The following is an 18,580-nucleotide window of genomic DNA, read 5'->3' on the forward strand; positions in this document are numbered from 1 at the left end:
AAAGGGGTGTCAAGCACCTGTAGGTGCCATTACTCAAGAGTGTAGAAAGACCGTAAAATCCCCCTCCAGATACCCCTCTTTGATGCTGACTGTGGCCCCGAGTGGTCGGCAGAGTTCGATCACTTCCCTTGGTTTCCAGTAGCCAAATTCTCCTGAGCGTTCCCGCCCTTCCAGCAGATTGAAGACAAAACCTTTTCTACTCTTCTCAAAGCAACGACGGATAAAGATCCCCGTCTCGGTGCGGGTGAGCAGATTCATCGAGCCGCTGGCGACATACCAGTCGGCAAGCGGAAGTTTTTGGCGCAGGATATCCCGGCGGAGTATTTCGCATCCGGTGCGTTCTCTGGCGGCGGCCGCCATCTCGGGATGCAGATCGATGCCGATATAGCGGCCGGGCAGATTGCCCTGCTCCTGGAGGTAGAGGTAAAAGTCCCCCAGTCCGCAGCCCGCATCCACCAGCGTATCCCCCTGCAGCCTTCCCAGGCAGGAGGCGATCGCCCCGAAACGCCGCCGCTGGGTCCGGGCCGAATCCCAGGCCACCCCTTCGGCATTCAGACCATACGTACGAAGCTTTTCATCGTAAAAGGCGATCTGATCAATGCGGGCCATCAGGACTCCTCCCTCACTCTGCCCCGCAGACGTTTTTTGCCACCGAGCCTTTTCTTGGCCTCGATGCGCCGCTTGACCGAGCCCTTGGTCGGCCGGGTGGGTATCCGCCTTTTTTGTGTGCGTGTAACACTTTTGATGAGTTCTATCAAGCGCTCGAGAGCTTCTTCTCTGTTTTGCTCCAGGCTTCGGTACTGCTGGGATTTGATGACGATGATGCCTTCCTTGCTGATGCTTTTGTCTTTGAGAGCGAGAAGCTTCTCTTTGTAAAATTCAGGAAGTGACGAAGCGGCGATGTCGAAACGCAGATGCACTGCGGCTGAGACTTTGTTGACCTTCTGACCGCCGGAGCCCTGGGCGCGGATGGCGGAGAACTCCACATCATTTTCGTCGAGGGAAAGATGGTCGGTGATTTTCAGTTTTGGCATTCTTCTCTTTTCACCTCGTAACTTTTCAAGATTTGCTGTCTATTCTACCACGCGTTTACTCTGAAAAATTATATAGCAGATACGCCTGTTCCTAGTCTGGCGCATTTAGCACTCTTGACATATAATTTCCCATACGAAATCACTATAGATTTATAAAGGGATTCTATGCGTTTTTCACTCTTCCTATCCGTTGTTATATTTATACAAAGTCTTTATGGATTCAACTTCCATTCCGGATGTAAAAGCGGCAATTTGGGCCTCCTCTCACAAACGATATGCAGCGATCGGGAACTAAGCACATTATGGAGTTCTATCCAAGATCTTCTCTTTGTCGCCAAAAGCCGGACAAGCGATTCCGAAAAAATAATTTGGAATCAGGAAGCATGGCTGCGTCGTTTAAGGGAAGATTGCGGATACGGCGGGCGGTTCTGCCTTAGGGAGCATCTAAAATCTCGCATTGTAGAACTCCGTCAACGAATTGACAGGCCAAAGCGTATCACTCCAGCGACACAAAGAATGCACCACTCAGCATATTCCCCAACGAGTGAAAATCACTTCCCCTACCAAGTAAAAACCCATTATCCGATTAGAGTGAAAAAAGATGCACTTTCACAGTCTCCTCTTCCCCGATTCGAATTGATTCGGCGACTTAAAAATATGGAGTACACCATAGAAGGAAAACGGTATCGGTTATATAACGGTCGCTATCACAATTCCGCCGAATATGCCTACGTCGATTTCGGAAGACTTTTGACAAGCGGTGATATGGATGGTGACGGTGATACAGATTATGTTGTCACCGTCTATTTCAACGGTGGAGGCTCAGGGATTTTCCCCTATCTTTTTGTTGTCTTTCAGGATAAAGGGACTTTCTTTAGCTCCCTGCCGGCTTCTCTGCCCGACCGCAGCAAAATAGATTCCGCCACGATTCGGGACAGTAAAATCGTCCTTTCACTCATTGAACCGGGACCTAATGACCCCGGATGCTGTCCCAGCCTTCATCGCACGCGAATCTACCGTGTAATTGGTCAGGAACTTTCTCTAATTTATTAGTGGGATTGGGAGAACGGATCATCCGTCATCAATTGTAAGAAAATCTTTCAAAAGAATAAACACCCAAGAAGATCGCTGCCAAGCCAAAGAAACTGAAAAAGCCAACAATGTCGGTAACGGCCGTGAGCATAATACGGTAAAGGCCACGATGAAACCAATACCGAAACTGAGATCCGCCATTCATTTATTGCCTGCCCAAGCGGTCAGGAGAAAGATATCGTATTCCCTGCCCTCACCTTTATTTACAGTATGCACCAATTCATAGCTGACATTCCCGAATCCCGCCTTTCGGGCCGCTTCGCTCAGCGTCGCCTCGTCGAAACCGAAATGGTAAACCCCTTCGTTGCCCCCATCGTGGAAATCACCTTTTTCGGGAGCCAAGTCCGCCAAAGCGATGAAGCCGTCTTCTTTGAGCAGGGAGCGCAAATGCCGCATCAGAAGCTGCGTATCTTCTATATGGTGCAGGGTCATCGAACTGACGATTCCGTCGAACTTCTCCTCCGGGCGGTAACTGAGTATATCGGAGTGGACCCTTTCGATCTCGGGCGCGACTTCGGAGAGTTTTTGCAACATACCCGACGAAGTATCCACCGCGACGACCTTTCCCACGTAAGGGGCAAGCCGCCGTGCCAAAAGCCCCGTCCCCGCCCCCAGATCGAGCAGATGCATCGAGGGATTCAGATCGATCTTTTGGATAATGACCCGGGCAACCGTTTCGGCCAGGGCCTGTCTCCGGTCCAGGGCGTCCCAGTTTTCAGCTCTCTTGTCGAAACTCATATCGTTCCTTTTCCAAGGGGGCAATGGCAAAAATTATTGACTCTTTATTCAAAGCTTATTTTCCTCTTGATCCACCGTATCCAGAGGAGTCACATACTGATCGTTGAGCCGACGGATCGCGGCGCGCGAATACTCGATGATGTTTGCGAGCCGCTCTTCGGTCCGGCGGAACCACCCTCCCGACCAGAGCGAAAGGATCGGCCGGTACCAGCGTGTGCGTTTTCGCAGTGCCCCGGCCAATTTCGGATCCTGGGCTTCTGCCTTCTTGATTTCGGAGCGGGCGATTTTGGCACGCATCATAAAATGGAAAAGAATGAGCAGAAGCAGGCCGACCGCACCCGCACCCGCGATCAGGGGCAAGGTCCCAGGAAGCACTCCCGTCACGAAGAGAGAGGCGGCCCCGCCCGCCAGCAAGAGTGCCATCAAAAAGTCCGCCAGCAAAACCCGTCGGCCCCAGCGCTGGAGGGCTTCGCGGATCGCGGGGAGTTTCTTGTTCTCGATCTCTTTGGCGAAATCCTCCAGGGCTTTGGTGATCCGATAAGCCCGCTCCACTTTGACCCCTTCCATCCGCTCATAGATCTTCGCCAAATCTTCGTTGCGTTTGCGTTCCAGGCGTTCGGCGATGGCCGGATCGTCAATGGGCTGTTTGGCGCTCTCGTTGTAGATGGCATAGAAATTACCAGCGATGAGCCCCTTTTGCGAAAGTGCGCGCTGCCAGGCACCGATGACATCTTCGAGGTTGTCCTCTCGGGCTGTGGTATCGATCTGATTCAGGATGTAGAGGATCTTGTCACGGTCGCGCTGCTCCACGGTGCGGGCCACCAGATGCTCCAGGGTGTCGCGCATCGCACCGGGCTCGGGATGGCGCGCATCGAAAAAGATCAAAACCAGATCCGACATTTCGATGATATGGCTGCTGATCCTCAGGATGGCATTGCGCTGACTGTCCGCATCAAAGCCGGGAGAGTCGATGAGGATCTTTCCTTTGAGATTCTCGGAAGGCACCGTTTTGAGCTGGAGGTAGAGGTTGACGCGGCTCCCCTCCCCCGGATCGACACGCTCCACCTTTTCACTGATGTTGTAGAAAGGAAAACGTGGATCGGCATCGAGGGCCAGGCCGGGCAGGGTCGTCACTTTGTCCCCCGCCCCATAGCAGAGCACGGTAAACTTGTCATCGACTGCCTGATTGCCGCTCTGCTGGACCGGCATCCCGAGATAATCGTTGATGAAAGTGGATTTACCCGAGGAGAAAGTCCCGAGAATGGAGATCAAAGGCCACCAGGAGATCCTGGCCGTATAGGTTTCGTTGGCATCGATCAATCCCAGGCTCCGGGCGACCGAGTCGAGTTCCTGATACTCCTGAATCACATCCAGAAGTACGGGGTTTTCCGCACTGAGATATTTTTTGAGCTTTTCATAACGTTCTTTTGGCTTCACGATGACTCCAGGACAAAATTTATCGCTATATCTTACCTTATTGTTGAGATCTGTGACAAATCATCGGGTGGATTTTGGAATATTTCAGAAGGTCTGGGATAGAATCTTTCTATTATGTATATGTAAAAAGGACAGTGAGATGAATAAGATTCTTAGAAACACCATCGCGGCAGTCATTTTGCCTGCGGCGATCTGGGCAGGCGGTGATCTCGCACCCGCTCCCGCAGCCCAATCCTCCGACTGGATCGACGGAATCGGCATCAGTTACGGTCAGAGCAAGGACAATATCGATATCTACCGCCTCTACCTGCGTAAAGATTTCCAGAGCCGATGGTTCCAGAGCGATCTGGGATATCTCTCGGGGTATTGGGAAGGCTCTCTCAACTACTGGGACGGCTACGGAACCCACAACTACGGGGTAGCCCTCTCCCCTGTCTTTACCTATCTCTTCAATACCTCAGGCACTTTCACCCCCTATCTGGAAGGAGGGATCGGCGTCTCCTGGTTCTCCAAGACCCAAATGGGCCCTCGGGACCTCTCGACTCATTTTCTTTTCGAAGATCGTATCGGTGCCGGAGTACGCATAGGCAACTGGGATCTGAGCTTCCGCTATATGCACTACTCCAACGCCGGGATCAAAAAACCCAACGACGGGATCGACATCTTCATCGGCTCCTTGAGCTATCGATTCTAATTCCTCTCTTCTCCTCGCCCGCCTTTGGTGGTGGGTCTGTATCATTTTTCCCTGCAAATATTGAGCTAATGCTACTAAAGTAGCATTAGCATAGCTGACTAAACTATATAATTCATCTTCAACCTACCAATCAATTCAAAGGAGATGAAATGAGCGAGAAAAAGAGACGCCAAGAGCAAAGCAAAGTCACAGAGAGAGTCGAAACAGCCAAAAGCGGCTATGTGGATGAACGCAACGAACAGGTCAAACAGGAGGCGATCGACGCCGTCAACCTGGTCGTACAGGTTCTGAAACAGGTCGAAGAGAAGAAGAAAGAAGAGGCTGTCAAAAGCATCGAAGAAGCCCTGGGCAAACTGGAAGTCCTGGTCGCCAAAGATCCGGATCTGCAACTCTTCCCGGTCGATGTCCAGGAGCAGGTCGTCGACTATCCCGGAACCGTCGAAGAGGTAGTCGCCGCCAAGAAAACGGTCAAAGAGCTGATCGAAAAAGATGAATTCCAGGCGGCCAGAGAGCTGATGCTCACCCTGGCCAGCGAATTGGATATCTACATCACGGCACTGCCCATCGGTACCTATCCGGCAGCATTGAAAGCGATCGTGCCTCTGATCGAAGAGGAGAAATACGACGAAGCCACCGCGCTTCTGGTCCAGGTCCTCGAGACACTGGTCCTGCAGAAAGTGGTCATCCCTCTGCCCATCGTCAGAGCTGAAAAAGCGGTGGAAGTCGCTGCGGCAGCCGCCAACGACGAGAGCAAGAAAGCCGACCGAAAAGAGCTCGAAGAGCTCCTGGCTTACACCAAAGAGCAGCTTCTGCTGGCCCAGGCTCTGGGATACGGCAAAGTCGAAGAAGATTACAAAGAGCTTCTGGAGATGGTCGATGCCATCGAGAAGAAACTCGAGGGAGGCGAAGAGACCAAAGGGGTATTCGACGATCTCCTCGAAAAGCTCAATGGCTTTATGGGCGGCTTCAACAAAGCCGGCTGATTGTCGACTCCTCCGGCAAAAGCCGGAAGGAGCCTTTTCTCAACCTACTATCCCTCTTTACTTTCCCCAAAATCCCCGGACTTTTTATTTGTCATTCATATGCTTCAGGTTCGGACAATCATTTTTGCTCACGTTCACCCGCAAAATCTCATTTTTTCCCGTTTTGTTCAGGTAGCGGTAGCTTATGTTGATTCCCGCCTGGAGAAAGCGTTTGGCGTTTTGACAGACCCCACGTTTGATCACCGGAGCCATCCGTTCCCGTCCCTCTTTGCGCAGCGCCTCATCGCTTTTGGGCCCTGCATCGACTTCGAAGGTATAGATCAGCCTGGTGCCGTTGCTGTCTACGCCCACCAGCGTCGTGTAGGCATCGACCTTCTGGGGAAGGGTTTCGCGCATCCCCTCCACCGCCTTGCGGACTACATTGAGGTTTTGTTGGCGCATACGGTCCACGCTCAGGTCACCGCCCAGTTGCATCGTGGACTTGTAAGGGGTCAGAGAGGTACTGGCGACTCCCTGAACCGTTGTGATGCCAAAAAGCAGGGCAAAAAAGGTTGAACGTGCCTTGAAGAGAACTTTCATCGATACTCCTATGATTTTGAATTTTCGGGGAGGCAAAAGGCCAACAGCGATGCGGTCACCGCCACATTGAGGGATTCCACTCCCCGGTTCATCGGGATGGCGATCCGCTCGTCGCTGAGGGCGGCGATCTCCGGGCTGACCCCTTCGCTCTCGTTTCCAAGGATAAATACTTCTCGGGAAGTGGGATCCAGTTTGCGATAATCGGTCGAAGCGTGGGAATCGAGGGTATAGAGCTTCGCGCCCGCTTCCCGGAAGAGCCGAAGAGTCCCCAAAAGCGAATCGGCCCGGATGATGGGGATCTTGAAGAGGGTTCCGGCGCTGGCTTTGATGGTCAGGGGCGAGACCAGAGGGGCGTTGCCCTTGGCCGACATCACGATCCCGTCGATCCGTCCCGCCGCGCAGGAGCGGATGATCATCCCTACATTCTGCGGGTTGGTCACCCGGTCCAGAGCGATGAGGCGGAAGCGCTTATGCTCATTCAAAAAGGCGTCGGGCGTCGTCAGATTCTCCAGCACCACATCCAATGCCACCCCCTGGTCTTGCCGGGAATTTTTGGAGATACGGGAGAGGGCCTTTTTCTCGTGGGTGCGGATCTCGATCCCCCGCTTTTTGGCCAAAGCCACCATTCGGTCGAGCTGTTTGGAGGGCTTATTACTCTCACTCAAATGCAGCCTATGGATCTGAAGCGAAGGATCTTCCAGTGCTTCGAGCACCGGATTCCGACCGTAGATTGTCAGGACTTTTTCATAAAAGCTTTTTTTCTCCTCATAGGAGACGAGCGTTGTGCGTTGTGCGTTGTGCGTTGAGTTTTTTTCAGCCATAGTTTTTCTTGAGCCCCATTAGCATACGAGAGAGTTCATCTGTCTCTTTCACCCATCGCATACCTTCTTTTCTATCGATATATGCTATCTCTATTCCGATATAGGTTTGAGTGATGAACTCTGCGGCAGAGCCCCTTGCAATCTCTCTCTATAAAACGAACTTTTTCTCGATTGGAATCTTTTTCAATCCCCTCGGCAATATTGCTTGCAATCGATAATGCGCTTCGGGTGATCTGATCTTTGAACGCGAAATCTCTCAACTCCGATAGATGTCTGTAAACATCAACACTGAGACGGCAGGCTCTTTTCCAGACATCCAAACGTTCACATTTCATACTACTGCTACTTTCTCAACACTCAACACTCAACGCTCAGCTCTCTCCTGGCGTCTCCGATGCTCGCTTCGCGCGCATAAACGGATCGCCGTGCGGACCTACAAACGACACGCAGGTGTCGTTTGCTCAACGGTCCTCCCCATTCCACGCGATATGGGGCTTGCCGTTCTCGTCAAACTCCACCGCCGGCATCCCCATAATATTGAATCCACCGTCGACATAGTGGATTTCACCGGTCACGGCGCTGGAGAGATCACTGACGAGGTACATTCCGCTGTTACCCACCTCTTCGATGGTGATGTTGCGTTTGAGGGGGGCGTGGGCGGCGTTCCATTTGAGCATAAAGGAGAAATCCCCGATCCCGGCGGCGGCCAGGGTCTTGATGGGGCCGGCGCTGATGGCGTTGACCCGGATCCCGTCACGGCCCAGGTCTTCGGCCATATACTTGACGGTCATCTCCAGAGCCGCTTTGGCAACCCCCATCAGGTTGTAGTTGGGGATGTATTTGACTCCGCCGTAATAGGTCAGTGTCAGCACGGCGCTTTTGTCGCTGAGGATCGGCTTGAGCTCCCGGGTCACTTCGATCAGAGAGTAGACGGAGATATCCATCGCGACGTTGAAGGCCTCTTTGGAGATATCGGTGAAGTGACCGCTGAGCCCCTCTTTGGGGGCGAAGGCGATGGAGTGGACGATGAAATCGATCTGCCCGAAATCCCGCTCCAGGGATTCCCTCAGCGCTTTGATCTCTTCGGGTTTGCTCACATCGCAGGGGTAGAGGCGCTCGGCACACCCCAGCTCTTCGGCGATGGGTGCGAGCTTCTTCTCGAAACGTTCATTGAGATAGGTGATGGCCAGCTCGGCCCCCTGATCCCGGCACGCTTTGGCGATCCCGTAGGCGATGGACTTTTTGTTGGCGATCCCCAGGACGATCCCCTTTTTTCCCTTCATCAGCATCGATACTCTCCTTGTGGTCAAATGGCGTTATTCTAACATAAGGCTGCTTCCCGCAACGTAAGCTTTCGCTTAGCGTCTCAAAGTGGCGATCAGCCGCTTGGGCTGCTGCAGCAACTCCAGTGCCCGAGCGATGTCAGGCACCAGGAGATCGGCGGCATTGAGCGCCCGAATGCTGAGCCCCTCTTCGCCCAATACGGCGATCCCCAGACCCGCTCGCTCCAGCATCGCCGCATCGTTGTTGCCGTTGCCTATGGCTATAACCCCTTCTGCCCCCAGACGCTCGACAACAGCCGCCTTCTCGGCGGTATGATCCTGACTCTGCAGAATATGCAGCGTCACCGGCAGTCCCGAGAGCTCCTCGGCCACCGTACCGAAGGTATCGGCGGTGAGGACATAGAGCTTGAGCGAAAGGGCCAGATCTTCCAACTGCCAGGTGAGCTCCTCTTTGAAGCGGCCGTCGAGGGCGACGGTGCCGTTATAGTCCAGGACCAGCGTATGGAGATCGAGGGTTTTATATTTAGGAATATCAACCAGCATTCTGCGCCTCCCTGTAGAGTTTTTCGGCAAAGGCCGTCGCTTCGGCATCGGCCTTCTCCCCGCCCACGATCCGGGCGATCTCCCGGATCCGTTCCGGGGCTTCCAGACTTCGTGCCCGGCTGCGATCCCCCTCTTTGTTCACGAGGATGTGTTGATGGGCACGGGCACTGAGATGGGGCTGATGGCTGATGGCAAAGACTTGATAGACCGAAGCCAGACGGGTGATCATCTCGGCGATGGCGATCGATTCGTCCCCGCTGACGTTGGCATCGATCTCATCAAGAAAGATCACCCCCTCCCCCGGGGCCGTCCCAAGGGCGGTAGCCGCCAGCAGGGCCAGGCGCAGGCGATTGAACTCCCCGCCGCTGAGCGTCGCCACCGTCGAGCGGTTGGTCAACTCCAGGCCGACCCGATCGACCCCCGCAGAGCCGAGCGCACAATGCTCGAAGGTAAAGCGGACACCGGGGAGCTTGAGGCGTTCCAGATTGGGGGCCATCGCCTTGGCCACCGCTTCAGCCTCAGCCTGGCGCCGGAGCGAAATCTCTCCGGCCAGCTTCCCGAGTGCCTGCTCCTCCGCTTCCAAAAAGGCTTCCAGCGCACTTTTGTCCTCCTCGATATGCTCGAAGCCGGCGAGTTTCTGCGCCTTCTCATCCCGATAACGCAGCGCCTCTTCGATGGAGCCGTGACGGGTAATGAGACCGCTCAGCTGCTCCAAACGGTCCAGGATCTGCTCCACATCCAGCTCGGCCAACTCTTCGGCCAGGTTTTCGATATCTTCGAAATCGCTCCGCAGCTGGTTCATCGTATCGCTGAAATAGCTGCCGTCCTTGCCCATCAACTCGAAGACCTCGTCCACGGCCCCTTCCAGCTCAAAAATCGTCGAGGCCCGATCCATCGCTTCGCGGATCCGGTCGATCCGGGAGAGCCGCTGTTTGATCTCCAGGAGCTCCTCATACTCCCCCTCTTTGGGTGCGACGGCATCGATCCGCTCGATCTCGAAACGCAGAAATTCGATCCGCTCACGCATCTGCCGTTCTTTGGCTTCGATCGCGTCCAACTCCGCCCGCTTCGCGGCATATTGGGCATAACGCCGGGAAAACTCCTCCAAGATCCGGGTATATCCGGCATCTTTGGCCCCCAAAGCCCGATCGAGCAGTTCCAGCAGCACTTCACTCTCGAGCCCGCCCCGATCCCGGACACTCAACGTCCGGAAATAGGGAGCCAGCATCGAGGAGAGGGCCTTTTTGGAAATCTTTTGCCCCTCGAGATAATAGGCGACCCTCCCCTTGCGCAGGGTTTTGACCGAGAGGATCTCATCGAGCGCGTAGGCTTCACTCTCCAGACCCTCCGGACGGTCAAACTCCATTTCACAAAGGGCCGCCTCGGCGCTGCCGTGCCCCAGAGCCGCCAGCATCGCCCCCATCAAGACCGACTTCCCCGCCCCGCTGGGCCCGGTAAAGACCACCAGCCCCGGAGCGAACTCCAGCTCCACCTCGTCGAAACCGAGCAAATCTTTAAGATAAAGGCGATGAATCATTCAAACTCCGTTTGAAAAGTCGCAAGTCGCAAGCACGGGGCTTCGCCCCTCAAGTCGCAAGATTTTTGGACAATGAATATTTGGGATTGATTGTCATCATTCAAAGTTATTATTTTGCTGTTCATCAATCCAAAATCCAAAATCATCACTTCTCCATCATTCGGTTACTCGGTTGCTCATTACTCGGTTACTCATTATTTTCACCAGTTCCTGTCTCCCCAATGAAGCTTGTCCCGCAAAACAGAAAAATAGTTCCTCTCCTGGCGGTGAAGCAGCCGGGCATCCTCTTTGGCGACGGAGATGAAGACCCGATCCCCCTCTTCGATCTCGTAACGCTCCTGTCCGTCGATGGTGGCGATGGCTTCATATTTTTCAGTATCAAGCTCGATGGCGAAATCGGCGGGGACCACCAAGGGCCGCTGGTTGGTCAGGGAATGGGCCAGGACGGGGGTGAGGATAAAGGCCCGGGTCAGGGGATAGACCACCGGGCCTCCGGCAGCCAGGTTGTAGGCGGTGGAACCCGTCGGTGTGGAGATGATGAGCCCGTCGCCGCGATAGGTGTTGAAACGCTCCTCTTCGATGGAGGCGTTGACGATGACCATCTTGGAGGGGATGGGGCTGCTGACTACCACGTCGTTGAGGGCGAAGAACTCCACCTTGGCCCCCGACGCCTTCTCGATATGGCCGGCGATCATCAGGCGGCAGTCGATGCGGTAGCGCCCGTCGAAGAGCTGGTCGAGAAAGATCGGCACCTCCTCGATGGTCACGTCGGCCAGAAAACCCAGGTTCCCGGCATTGATCCCCACCACCGGTTTGTGCCAGGGGTAGCTGCGCCGCACGAGGGAGAGAAGCGTTCCGTCTCCACCCAGGGAGACCAGGAAATCACTCTCTTCGCACATCTTCTCAAAGGGAGTCCCCCGCTCGCCGATCATCGCGGCGGAGCGCTCCGCCAATGCCACGCGGATCCCCCGCTCTTCGAAAAGTTTCCGGATCTCCTGGAAGATCGGTTTGATCTCCGGAGAATCGGGTTTGAGAACGAAACCGGCCGATTCGATCTTCTGCAATCGATCCTTATTCATTATACTTCCTTGATATTTACAAATATTTCAGCCGACTACTTGGCCAATCGCAGTGAAACCGGAGCGTGATCGCTCCCCTCGATCTCCGCCAGAATGTCGGCGTCGAGGATACGCTCCTTGAGATCTTTGGAGACGAAGAAGTAATCGATCCTCCAGCCCACATTCCTCTCTCTGGCTTTGGTGCGCATAGACCACCAGCTGTACCGCTCCGGTTCGTCTCCGTGGATATAGCGGAAGGTATCGATGTATCCGTGCTCGATCAGCTTGTCGATCCAGGCCCGCTCCACAGGCAGGAAGCCCGAGATACCTTCGTTCTCCTTGGGCCGGGCCAGGTCGATGGGGCGATGGGCGGTGTTGACATCCCCGCAGAAGATGATCGACATCCCCTTTTTGCGCAATCCCTCGATATGCTCGAAGAAGCGGTCATAAAACTCCAGTTTGTAGGCCAGGCGCTCTTCGTTGCGCTTGCCGTTGGGGAAATAGACATTGAAGAAGGCGATCTTATCGAAGTGGATCTCGTTGATCCGCCCCTCTTTGAGAATGTCCACCTCGTAGCAGGGGGAGTAGTATTCCGGCTCCAGATCCGTAAAGAGCGCTACCCCCGACTGCCCCTTTTTGTGGGAACTGCTGACATAGCGATGGGCATAACGGTGTTCGAAAAGATCCTCGGGGAATTGATCCTCTTCCGCCTTGACCTCCTGCAATCCCAGGATATGGGGCGGCTCTTTGTCCACCCACTTCAATGCGCCCTTTTTGGCGACCGAACGGATCCCGTTGACGTTCCAGGAGACAAAATAGTAATGATCCGGCATTCTCATTGCTCCGTTTTATAGTATTTGATGTAATAGATAGTTATCAACGCAACCGACATCTCACGCCAGACCACGTTTTCACTTGATAGCTCTGGCAGTCGCAAATATGAGAAGCGTAAGCAAAGGATAACTGCTTATCCTTTGTAGCTTCGGAACCGAAATGGTCGGAGCGAAGCAAAGCCATAAAGGAGGGTGCCTCTTCGAGGTTGAGTGCTCCTTTGTCGCCATCAAGTGAAAACTCCGCGTTATGTGTCAGCGAAGCTACTTGATTTATAATGAATTATAGCGGATATGTCAGGAGAGAGGCGGGAATATCACTTTGTGCAAGTTTTGCTATGCTCTCGAAAAAAAAGGGAAACAGATATGGCACAGAAAGATCAGGAGAAATGGGATCGAAAATATATGGAGAATCCCCGGCTGCGCACGCCCCGTCCTCCGGCGAAGTCCCTGGAGCGGCTCCCGGCCCATCAACCGGGTCTGGCCCTGGATCTTGCCTGCGGAACGGGGCGCAATACCCTCGCCCTCGCCCGCCGGGGCTGGCAAGTCGATGCCGTCGACCTGTCGCCCGTCGCCCTGCAAATCCTCACCGAACAGGCTCAGCAAAGCGGCCTCGCCGATCGGATCCGTACTTCGATGGAGGATCTGGATACCTTCAGCGCTCCCGAGGAGCACTACGATCTGATCCTGATGACCAATTACCTCGACCGGGAGCTGATCGAGCGGATAATCCCGGCTTTGAAACGTGGCGGAATTTTCGTCGTCGAAACCTATATGCAGCATCCCGACAATGAAAAGCCCAACGGCAATCCGGACTATCTCCTGCAACCCGGAGAGCTCCCCAGACTCCTGGGAATCGAATTCGAGCTGCTTCACTATGAAGAGTTCTGGAACGAGGATTACGAAATGTATCGGATGCGCAAGGCGGGGGTCGTCGGAAAAAAGAGATGATCTCAGAGGGTAAAAGAAACTTGGGGTCTAATTCCCCAGGACCTCCAGGCGCACTGGGGCGACCCCCCGGCTACCCATCCCGATGCGGCGGGCCGCTTCGTCGCTGAGATCGATGATGCGCCCCTTGACGAAGGGGCCCCGGTCGTTGATGCGGACGGTGACGCTTTTGCCCGTGGAGAGCAGCGTCACCCTCACCCGGGTACCGAAAGGGAGGGTTTTGTGGGCGGCGGTCATTGCCTTGTTGTGAAAGATCTCCCCGCTGGCGGTGCGCCGCCCTTCCCACTCCGGGCCATAGTGTGAAGCCAACCCGACGTAGAAGCGGCGCGCTTTCGGCCGGGGAGATTCGCCGCAGCCCCATAGGGTCGAAATGAAAATCAGAATGATAAGAGAAAAGAGACGTGGCATACGCAGAGTTTAGCCAAAGAGCCTTACTTGCAGGCTCCGGAAGATCAGCTCCGGGTATTTCCCAGGCCGAAGAAGTTCTTGATCTTTTGACAGAGGCTGACCGATTTGGTCTCGATCTGGCAGACATCGTCCGAGGAACCCTCCAGCTCCTCCTGACGGCGCTCGGGCTGTTGCTTGCCTTCGATGATGAAGCGCAGGGCATTGAGGCGGATGAAGCCCTCGGCGTCTTTCTGGTTGTAGACATCGTCCTCTTCAAACGTGGAGTGGGCGGGTGAGTAGAGAGACTTGGGCGACTGGCGGCCTACGACAGTGACGTTACCTTTATAAAGCTTGAGGCGTACCTCCCCTTCGACGAAACGCTGGGTGCGGTCGATGGCGGCCTGGAGCATCTCCCGCTCAGGCGACCACCAGTAGCCGTTGTAGATCAGCGTGGCGTAGCGGGGCATCAGCTCATCTTTCATATGAGCCTCTTCCCGGTCGAGGGTGATCGACTCCATCGCCCGGTGAGCCTTGAGCATAATGGTCCCGCCGGGGGTTTCATAGCATCCTCTGGCCTTCATCCCCACGTAGCGGTTCTCCACGATATCGATCCGGCCGATCCCGTGCTTTTTACCGTAGGTGTTGAGAGTCTCCAGGATCGTCGCCGGAGACATCTCTTCACCGTTGATGGAGACGGGATCGCCCTTTTTGTAGCCGATGGTGATGTATTCGGGCTCGTCGGGAGCCTTCTCGGGGGCGGTGGTCCAGAGCCACATATCCTCTTCCGGCTCGGCGGCGGGATCTTCGAGAATCTGCCCCTCATAGGAGATATGGAGCAGGTTGGCGTCCATACTATAAGGAGACTTCTTCCCCTTCCGGTCGATGGGAATCCCGTGCTTCTCGGCATAGGCCAGGAGCTTCTCCCGACTGTTGAGATCCCACTCCCGCCAGGGGGCGATGACAGCGATCTCGGGATCGAGGCTCAGATACCCCAGCTCGAAGCGCACCTGGTCGTTGCCTTTGCCGGTCGCGCCGTGGGCCACGGCATCGGCCCCGGTCTTGTGGGCGATCTCGATCTGTTTTTTGGCAATGAGGGGCCGGGCGATGGAGGTCCCCAGCAGATACTCCCCTTCGTAGATGGCGTTGGCGCGGAACATCGGAAAGACGAAATCCCGCACAAACTCCTCTCTGAGGTCTTCGATGAAGATATTCTCGGGCTTGATCCCCAGTTGCAGTGCCTTTTGGCGGGCCGGCTCTACCTCTTCGCCCTGCCCCAGGTCGGCTGTGAAGGTCACCACTTCACAGCCGTACTCATCCTGAAGCCACTTGAGGATGATACTGGTATCAAGCCCTCCCGAATAGGCCAGGACCGCTTTTTTGATCTCTTTTTTGGACATCCCTTATCCTTATAGGCCCGCCGAAAAGCGGACACTGAAAATTTGGGAGATTTTATCACAACTCTTTTTATAGAAACGTTGCGAATGCTATAATCTTCTCAATGACATTGAGTGAGGGAGTAGAACAATGAAACTGGGAGTCAATATCGACCATATCGCCGTGCTGCGGGAAGCCCGCCGCATCAACGACCCCGATCCTCTGCAGGCTATTGGGATCTGTGCCCGGGCCGGGGCCGATCAGATCACGATCCATCTGAGAGAAGACCGGCGCCACATCCATGACGAAGACGCCGCGGCGATCATCCGCCACTCCCCCCTGCCGGTGAATCTGGAGTGCGCCCAGGCTCCCGACATTATCGACTTCGTCTGCCGACACCGCCCCCTGCGGGCGACCCTGGTGCCGGAAAAACGTGAAGAGGTCACCACCGAAGGGGGCCTCGACGTCACCGGAGACACCACGGGGCTCAAAGGGGTCATCGAACACCTCCACGAAGCCGAAGTGGAAGTCTCCCTCTTTATCGACCCCCACCCTGACGCCGTGCTGGCCGCCAAGGAGCTGGAAGCCGACTGGATCGAGTTTCACACCGGACGCTACGCCAACCTCTGGGCGATGCTTTACGGCAATCTCTCCCGTACCCACCACACCATCCCGGAGCTCCAACTCCCCCGGCACGAACTCAAACGGCATCTCGATGAAGAGCTCAACGTCTTGAAGGATCTCGCCCAACACGCCCAAGGCATCCATCTCCGCGTCGCCGCCGGCCACGGGCTCAATTATCAAAATGTCGCCCCCATCGCCGCCATTAAAGAGATCGAAGAGCTCAATATCGGCCAAAGCATCATCGCCCGCTCAGTCTTTACCGGATTGGAAAACGCGGTGAGGGAGATGAAAGAACTAATTAGTAACGGAGTAATGAGTAATGAGTAACCGAAAGCTGCTGTTAAATCGTGTTCTCATTGTAGAAGATTGGGGACTGGGTAAAGAAAGGCAGAAAATAGTGGATCGGTTGCTCGGTTGCTCGGTTACTCGGTTACTCGGTTATAAAGGCGTTGTGAAACAACGCAAACCAAAGTTCCTCATTCCTCATTCCTCATTCCTCACTCCTTTTCATAAGGCACCCGCCTTATGAAAAAGGTCGCAATATCCATCGGTGATCTCAACGGGATAGGCATCGAGTTGGCGCTGCGCTGCCATTCTCAGGTACGCAAGCTCGCAGAGCCCCTCTATCTCATCGATCGGGAGATGCTTGAGCAGGCGGCCGAGCTGCTGGGGCTGGAGATCCCCGAAGATTTCGTGCTGGAATCCCCCGGTGCAGAGCCATTCACCATCCGTCCGGGTGTCGTCGATGCGGCGGCGGGAAGTTACAGCTTCGCCTCTTTCAAAGCCGCCGTGGAGCTCTGCACCGAAGGGCACGCCGACGCGGTCTGCACCCTGCCCATCCACAAAAAAGCCTGGGAATTGGCGGGGATCCCCTACAAGGGGCACACCGATGCCCTGCGGGATTTTTTCGGCCGGGAAGCGATTATGATGCTCGGCTGCCCCCAGATGTATGTGGGACTCTACACCGAACATATCCCTCTCAAGGAGGTCCCCGAAGCGATGAATGAGGAGAGGCTCACCCGCTTTCTCCTCGACTTTCAACGAGAAACCGGCGCCGAAGAGATCGCCGTGCTCGGCCTCAACCCCCACGCCGGGGATCATGGCGTCCTGGGCGACGAAGAGCGTATCATCGAAGCCGCCATCGACAACGCCAACCGCATCATCCAAAATCCAAAATCCAAAATCCAAAATCGGCCCTTTGAAGGGCCATTGGTTCCCGACACCGCCTTCACCCCCGCTATGCGCCGCCGTTTTCACTATTTCGTGGCGATGTACCACGATCAGGGCCTGATCCCCCTCAAAGCCCTGCACTTCGACGAGAGTATCAACGTCTCCCTCAATCTGCCCATCCTGCGTACCAGCGTCGACCACGGCACAGCCTTCGACATCGCCTACAAGAGAGCAGAACTCAACACCAAAAGCTACCTCAATGCCGTCCGATATATCATCGATAGAACGTCATAATCTCAACACTCAACGCTCAACGCTCAGCTCTCATAACGCCTCAGCCGCGACTTGATCGCTTCGTGTTTGGTGCGCAGCTCCGAGAGCTGTTCCACCCAGAATTCGTTGCGCTTGCGGACATTTTCGATCTCTTCGTTGGCCTTGGCCAGGTTCTCCCGGGTGTTTTCCAGGGTCACTTCCAACTCTTTGCGTTTCCCCTCCAGATCGGCGATCTTCTCCCGCTGGGCTTCGATGCGCTCTCTGGCAAGGGCCAATTGCTCCTCCACCTTCGCCTTTTCGGCTTTGTAGCGCTCTTCGATGTCCTGGTATTGCTGGATCTCCTGGCGTTGGGAAGCGTTGAGGATCTGGACTTCTCTGAGGCTCTCTTCGAGCATGGCGATCTTCTCTTCCCGCTCTTTGAGACGCTCTTTGAGGTCTTCGATCTTTTCATATTGGCTCTTGTAGCGGACCGAAAAGATCACCACCACCAGGATAAAGGCGAGCACCACCGAGGCGACAATCGCCCCGAAGACCATCGCGTCGATGTTGAACTGGGCAAAGATTTTTTCCATCACCTATCCTTCGATCACGTCATAGCTTTTGGGGTAGGTGCAGCGAAAACGTCCGGCCGGCATAGGCTTGGCGTATGTGTGGACATTGTAGAGATGGATGTTGACCACATTGTCCATATCGTCACGGTAGGCGATCTGTTCGATATACCCCTTGGGATCTACGGCGATGGTGTATGTTCGTCCCTGATAGGCTGCGGTGTAGAGTCGCCCTTTATAGTGCTTCGCCCGCTTCAGCGCCGCCGCCAGGTCGAAACCCCGGTTCATCCGGTAGGTACTCACCTGCTCCAGGTCGTGATCGACCACCAATACCCTCTTGCCGTCACTGCAAACCTCTTTTTTGCTCGGTTTGAGGTAACTCCACTTGAAGCGGGATTTGTTATCCATCACCAATCTTCCCTCATAGCGGATCACTTTTTTCTTCGGGTTGGTGACCTTCTGAACGAACTTTGCCTCCATCGCAGCGGGCAGCGTGATCCCCTGGGCATTCAATGTGAATAAAAGTGCAATTAATATTAAAGAATATTTCAAAAACATTGGGCTCCTTTTCTTATCGAAATCATAGCGAATTATCCCGCTCCATCGTGGAGCCATCATGGATTAACC

General features: G+C 54.8%; 23 protein-coding genes. 6 read left to right on the forward strand and 17 right to left on the reverse strand.

The window, feature by feature from the left end; all coding sequences use genetic code 11:
* Positions 1–33 precede the first annotated feature (33 nt).
* Both NITSA_RS05725 and arfB read right to left on the reverse strand, forming a co-directional pair.
* Positions 34–609: a class I SAM-dependent methyltransferase gene (locus tag NITSA_RS05725; RefSeq protein ID WP_013554070.1), complete on the reverse strand. Its 576-nt coding sequence runs from the start codon at positions 607–609 to the stop codon at positions 34–36.
* The gene (arfB, locus tag NITSA_RS05730) at positions 609–1,034 is read right to left on the reverse strand and encodes an alternative ribosome rescue aminoacyl-tRNA hydrolase ArfB (RefSeq protein ID WP_013554071.1); all 426 of its coding nucleotides are present in this window, start codon (positions 1,032–1,034) and stop codon (positions 609–611) included. Before arfB ends, NITSA_RS05725 begins: the two co-directional genes overlap by 1 nt.
* A gap of 165 nt (positions 1,035–1,199) precedes the next feature.
* Here arfB and NITSA_RS11290 point away from each other — a divergent pair, with 165 nt between their 5' ends.
* Positions 1,200–2,087 (forward strand): hypothetical protein, encoded by an 888-nt coding sequence (locus tag NITSA_RS11290; protein ID WP_013554072.1) that lies wholly within the window; start codon positions 1,200–1,202, stop codon positions 2,085–2,087.
* Positions 2,088–2,267: 180 nt separating this feature from the next.
* Here NITSA_RS11290 and NITSA_RS05735 read toward each other — a convergent pair whose 3' ends face one another.
* Together NITSA_RS05735 and NITSA_RS05740 are read right to left on the reverse strand one after the other, a co-directional pair.
* A complete protein-coding gene (locus tag NITSA_RS05735; RefSeq protein ID WP_013554073.1) occupies positions 2,268–2,864 on the reverse strand; it encodes a class I SAM-dependent methyltransferase in 597 nt (198 codons plus the stop codon).
* Positions 2,865–2,912: 48 nt separating this feature from the next.
* Positions 2,913–4,301 (reverse strand): dynamin family protein, encoded by a 1,389-nt coding sequence (locus tag NITSA_RS05740; RefSeq protein WP_013554074.1) that lies wholly within the window; start codon positions 4,299–4,301, stop codon positions 2,913–2,915.
* A gap of 139 nt (positions 4,302–4,440) precedes the next feature.
* Here NITSA_RS05740 and NITSA_RS05745 point away from each other — a divergent pair, with 139 nt between their 5' ends.
* Positions 4,441–4,995, forward strand: a complete 555-nt coding sequence (locus tag NITSA_RS05745; protein WP_013554075.1) for an acyloxyacyl hydrolase — start codon at positions 4,441–4,443, stop codon at positions 4,993–4,995.
* A 149-nt stretch (positions 4,996–5,144) separates the two neighbouring features.
* Positions 5,145–5,978, forward strand: a complete 834-nt coding sequence (locus NITSA_RS05750) for a YfdX family protein (RefSeq protein WP_013554076.1) — start codon at positions 5,145–5,147, stop codon at positions 5,976–5,978.
* Between the two features lie 84 nt (positions 5,979–6,062).
* Here the strand turns inward: NITSA_RS05750 and NITSA_RS05755 are convergent, their stop codons facing one another.
* The 9 genes from NITSA_RS05755 to xth all read right to left on the reverse strand — a co-directional run bounded on the left by NITSA_RS05755 (position 6,063) and on the right by xth (position 12,632).
* Positions 6,063–6,557, reverse strand: a complete 495-nt coding sequence (locus tag NITSA_RS05755; RefSeq protein ID WP_013554077.1) for a hypothetical protein — start codon at positions 6,555–6,557, stop codon at positions 6,063–6,065.
* An 8-nt stretch (positions 6,558–6,565) separates the two neighbouring features.
* On the reverse strand, positions 6,566–7,378 hold the full coding sequence (locus tag NITSA_RS05760; RefSeq protein ID WP_013554078.1) for a TrmH family RNA methyltransferase: 813 nt from the start codon (positions 7,376–7,378) through the stop codon (positions 6,566–6,568).
* The gene (locus NITSA_RS11745; protein ID WP_342626803.1) at positions 7,371–7,520 is read right to left on the reverse strand and encodes a four helix bundle protein; all 150 of its coding nucleotides are present in this window, start codon (positions 7,518–7,520) and stop codon (positions 7,371–7,373) included. Before NITSA_RS11745 ends, NITSA_RS05760 begins: the two co-directional genes overlap by 8 nt.
* Positions 7,450–7,713: a four helix bundle protein gene (locus tag NITSA_RS11105; RefSeq protein ID WP_245526287.1), complete on the reverse strand. Its 264-nt coding sequence runs from the start codon at positions 7,711–7,713 to the stop codon at positions 7,450–7,452. Before NITSA_RS11105 ends, NITSA_RS11745 begins: the two co-directional genes overlap by 71 nt.
* Before the next feature lie 126 nt (positions 7,714–7,839).
* Positions 7,840–8,667: an enoyl-ACP reductase FabI gene (gene fabI / locus NITSA_RS05765; protein ID WP_013554079.1), complete on the reverse strand. Its 828-nt coding sequence runs from the start codon at positions 8,665–8,667 to the stop codon at positions 7,840–7,842.
* A gap of 69 nt (positions 8,668–8,736) precedes the next feature.
* On the reverse strand, positions 8,737–9,204 hold the full coding sequence (locus NITSA_RS05770) for an HAD family hydrolase (protein ID WP_013554080.1): 468 nt from the start codon (positions 9,202–9,204) through the stop codon (positions 8,737–8,739).
* A complete protein-coding gene (locus NITSA_RS05775; RefSeq protein WP_013554081.1) occupies positions 9,194–10,741 on the reverse strand; it encodes an AAA family ATPase in 1,548 nt (515 codons plus the stop codon). The genes NITSA_RS05770 and NITSA_RS05775 overlap by 11 nt, the downstream gene beginning before the upstream one ends.
* A 200-nt stretch (positions 10,742–10,941) precedes the next feature.
* Positions 10,942–11,820 (reverse strand): NAD(+)/NADH kinase, encoded by an 879-nt coding sequence (locus NITSA_RS05780; protein WP_013554082.1) that lies wholly within the window; start codon positions 11,818–11,820, stop codon positions 10,942–10,944.
* 35 nt (positions 11,821–11,855) lie between these two features.
* A complete protein-coding gene (gene xth, locus NITSA_RS05785) occupies positions 11,856–12,632 on the reverse strand; it encodes an exodeoxyribonuclease III (protein ID WP_013554083.1) in 777 nt (258 codons plus the stop codon).
* A gap of 363 nt (positions 12,633–12,995) precedes the next feature.
* Between xth and NITSA_RS05790 the strand changes: the two genes are divergently transcribed.
* On the forward strand, positions 12,996–13,580 hold the full coding sequence (locus NITSA_RS05790) for a class I SAM-dependent methyltransferase (protein ID WP_013554084.1): 585 nt from the start codon (positions 12,996–12,998) through the stop codon (positions 13,578–13,580).
* Between the two features lie 27 nt (positions 13,581–13,607).
* Here the strand turns inward: NITSA_RS05790 and NITSA_RS05795 are convergent, their stop codons facing one another.
* Both NITSA_RS05795 and NITSA_RS05800 read right to left on the reverse strand, forming a co-directional pair.
* Positions 13,608–13,985 carry a septal ring lytic transglycosylase RlpA family protein gene (locus tag NITSA_RS05795; RefSeq protein ID WP_013554085.1) on the reverse strand — a complete coding sequence of 126 codons (378 nt, stop codon included), beginning with the start codon at positions 13,983–13,985 and terminating at the stop codon, positions 13,608–13,610.
* Between the two features lie 44 nt (positions 13,986–14,029).
* Positions 14,030–15,361, reverse strand: a complete 1,332-nt coding sequence (locus NITSA_RS05800; RefSeq protein ID WP_013554086.1) for an argininosuccinate synthase — start codon at positions 15,359–15,361, stop codon at positions 14,030–14,032.
* A 127-nt stretch (positions 15,362–15,488) separates the two neighbouring features.
* Here NITSA_RS05800 and NITSA_RS05805 point away from each other — a divergent pair, with 127 nt between their 5' ends.
* Positions 15,489–16,289, forward strand: a complete 801-nt coding sequence (locus NITSA_RS05805) for a pyridoxine 5'-phosphate synthase (protein WP_013554087.1) — start codon at positions 15,489–15,491, stop codon at positions 16,287–16,289.
* Positions 16,290–16,487: 198 nt separating this feature from the next.
* Positions 16,488–17,426, forward strand: coding sequence for a 4-hydroxythreonine-4-phosphate dehydrogenase (pdxA, locus tag NITSA_RS05815; RefSeq protein WP_013554089.1), 939 nt, complete (start codon positions 16,488–16,490; stop codon positions 17,424–17,426).
* Positions 17,427–17,449: 23 nt separating this feature from the next.
* Here pdxA and NITSA_RS05820 read toward each other — a convergent pair whose 3' ends face one another.
* Together NITSA_RS05820 and lolA are read right to left on the reverse strand one after the other, a co-directional pair.
* Entirely contained in the window at positions 17,450–17,977 is a 528-nt protein-coding gene (locus tag NITSA_RS05820; RefSeq protein WP_013554090.1) for a hypothetical protein, read from the reverse strand.
* 3 nt (positions 17,978–17,980) lie between these two features.
* Positions 17,981–18,511 carry a LolA-like outer membrane lipoprotein chaperone gene (gene lolA / locus NITSA_RS10880; protein ID WP_013554091.1) on the reverse strand — a complete coding sequence of 177 codons (531 nt, stop codon included), beginning with the start codon at positions 18,509–18,511 and terminating at the stop codon, positions 17,981–17,983.
* Positions 18,512–18,580: the final 69 nt, after the last annotated feature.

It is taken from the genome of Nitratifractor salsuginis DSM 16511, assembly GCF_000186245.1.
Lineage (GTDB): Bacteria > Campylobacterota > Campylobacteria > Campylobacterales > Sulfurovaceae > Nitratifractor > Nitratifractor salsuginis.